Origin of the sequence: Microbulbifer halophilus (assembly GCF_026183675.1) — a bacterium.
GTDB lineage: Bacteria > Pseudomonadota > Gammaproteobacteria > Pseudomonadales > Cellvibrionaceae > Microbulbifer > Microbulbifer halophilus.
Genome location: NZ_JAPIVK010000071.1, coordinates 1 through 2,713, shown reverse-complemented (window position 1 = coordinate 2,713; position 2,713 = coordinate 1). Strand labels below are relative to the sequence as shown.

Sequence of the window (2,713 nt, the reverse complement as noted above, 5' to 3'; positions counted from 1 at the left end):
CTCGGCAAGGACGCGATGGTTGTCACAACGATAGACGGCGAGGAGCATATTTCAGGGCTGTTCCGCTACAAGCTCAAGCTACTCTCCGACAATCACGCCATCACCCAGAGCGATATCGTCGGCAAGGTGATGACGGCCTCCATCCATCACGCGGAAGAGCCCCGCTATATCAGCGGCTATGTCGCGCACTTCTCCATGCACGACGTCAATGCAGAAGGCATGCGCAGCTATACCGCGATACTGCGGCCGGGACTCTGGTTCACCAGCCTCGGCGGCAAGAACCGGGTGTTTGAGAAGAAGTCCGCCAAGCAGATCCTGGAAGAGGTGCTGGGCGAGTACAGCAAGGTCATCAAGCTCTCCACAAAGCTCAATGCGGAGTACATAACCCGCGAGTACTGTGTGCAGTTCGATGAGAGCGACTTCGACTTTATCAGCCGGTTGATGGCGGAAGAAGGCATTGCCTACTACTTCAAGCACAGCGACGGCCAGCACGAGCTGGTCCTCTGCGACGATCCGCAGGACTTCTACGACTGCGGATCGGGAAAGGTGGAGTACGATGGCGGCGGAAGCCACCCGACCAAGCACACCATCAGCAGCTGGGACCGCGTTTTCAACTATCACAGCGGCGGTTTCGAGTTCAAGGACTACAGCGAGTTCACCGCGACCAAGGACAACAAGCAGCAGGTCAAGACCACCAGCAAGCTCAGCGATGTGTCCAGCTATATGCACAGCCTCTACGGGCTGAACCACTTCGAGCCGGACGGTGACCACAAGCACAAGTTCAAGGACAGCTACCACAAGGCGCTGGCGGAAAGGGCAATGGAGTCCCAGGAGGCCCAGTTCGACGTCGCCCACGGCAGTAGCGACTGCCCGGCCTTCAGTGCCGGCGGCCGCTTCGACTTTGATCACACACTGAGCACCGAGAAAGGCAAGTACCTGCTGACTTCGGTAAAGATGTTCGCCACTGACAGCAACAGCGGACTGACACATTTCAACAACGCCTTCACCTGCGTACCCGCGTCGGTGATCCCGCGGCCGGACCCGCTGTCCCGCCCCAACAAGATCCACGCGCCGCAGGTGGCGCAGGTCCTGGAGGTCAAGGCGACCGCCTCCGACAGTTCCCAGGACCCGTACACGCAACTGAAGGTCAAGTTCCCCTGGAATTCGGCCCAGAACAGCTGCTGGGTGCGCGTCATGCAGTCCTTTGCCGGCAAGAACTGGGGGGCGAACTTCGTGCCCCGGGTGGGCCAGGAAGTGGTCGTCACCTATATCAATGGCGATCCGGACCGCCCGCTGATCACCGGAGCCGTCTACAACGGCGACAACGCCGGCCCCAACTACACGGCAACCCAGAGCGGCTGGAAAACGGAGTACGAGGGCAGCCAGTTCAACGAACTGCGCTTTGACGACAAGGGCGGCAAGGAAGAAATCTACATGGAGGCCGGCCGCGACCACAACTTCGTCATCCACCACGACCAGACCGGCAAGATCGAGAACGAACAGACCCTGGAAATCAAGCAGGACCGCAGCATCACGGTGACCGACGGCAGCGAGAATATCACCATTGCCAAGGGGGACCAGATCGTAAAAGTCGACAAGGGCAACCAGAAAACCACCCTCGGCGCCGGCGATCACACCCTCAAGATCAGCCAGGGCAAACAGACCACCGATGCCATGGGGGCGGTCCAGGTCACCTCCAAAACCTCCATCGAGCTGAAAGTGGGCGGCAGCAGTATCAAGCTGACCCCCTCCGGTATCACCATCAAGGGCCCCATGCTGTCCATCAAGGGCGATGCCAAAGCCGACGTCAAGGCCGGCGGAATGCTGACGCTCAAAGGCGGCGTCACCATGATCAACTGAGGGAGTGATCGATGACAGATCTGATAAAGGTTCAGGCAATAACCGCTTCCGAACTACTCGAACACTTTGAAGTCAGCGAAGAGGCCGAAGACCACCTGGTGCCGGACACAGCGCCGGAAGTGAGTATCGACAAACTGGCGGAGGCGGGCCTCTATGCCGATGCCATCAAACTGCTGGCCCACGGCCTGCCCAAGCGCGAGGCCGTCTGGTGGTCGTGCCTCTCGGCGCGCGATGTGCAAAACCCGCAGACCGACGAAGACAATGTCAACGCGCTGATCGCTGCGGAAAGCTGGGTCAAAAAGCCCAGCGAGGAGGTGCGGCTGCGCTGCAAGCTGCTCGGTGAGAAGACCAAGCACAAGACACCCGCGAGCTGGGCGGCAACGGCCGCGAGCTGGTGCCACGGCAGCCTGGCAAAGGAGGGCGAACCGCCCATCGAACCACCGGAACACCTGTACGCCCACGCCGTTGCCGGCGCGGTCAACCTGGCGGCAGCCTACTCGGACCCGGTCAATCCGGACAAACAGTTTATCCGCTACCTGCAGCAGGGCCTGGACCTGGCCCGGGGCGGCAACGGAAAAATCGAGGCATAAATTATGGGCAAACCCGCATCCCGCCTTACCGACATGCATGTCTGCCCGATGGTGACCGGCACAGTGCCGCATGTAGGCGGCCCGATAGTCAGCCCCGGCGGGCCGACAGTGATGATCGGCGGCATACCTTCAGCCACCGTAGGCAGCACCTGCACCTGTGTGGGACCGCCGGATACCATTGCCATGGGCAGTACGACAGTATTGTTGCAGGGCAAACCCGCGGCGCGCATGGGAGACAGCACGGCGCACGGTGGGAAGATTGT

Annotated in this window: 3 protein-coding genes; all 3 read left to right on the top strand. The window is 60.6% G+C overall.

Annotated features, from left to right (window positions below; translation table 11 throughout):
- Positions 1-1,860: type VI secretion system Vgr family protein (locus OQE62_RS19195; RefSeq protein ID WP_265723657.1), on the top strand; the 1,860-nt coding region annotated here is incomplete at its 5' end.
- Between the two features lie 11 nt (positions 1,861-1,871).
- A complete protein-coding gene (locus tag OQE62_RS19190; RefSeq protein ID WP_265723656.1) occupies positions 1,872-2,450 on the top strand; it encodes a DUF6931 family protein in 579 nt (192 codons plus the stop codon).
- A gap of 3 nt (positions 2,451-2,453) precedes the next feature.
- The coding region (locus tag OQE62_RS19185; RefSeq protein ID WP_265723655.1) for a PAAR domain-containing protein at positions 2,454-2,713 on the top strand (260 nt) is incomplete at its 3' end.

Coding starts and splice junctions, on each gene's coding strand:
- OQE62_RS19190 (WP_265723656.1), top strand. CDS start 1,872: ATGACAGATCTGATAAAGGTTCAGGCAATAACCGCTTCCGAACTACTC.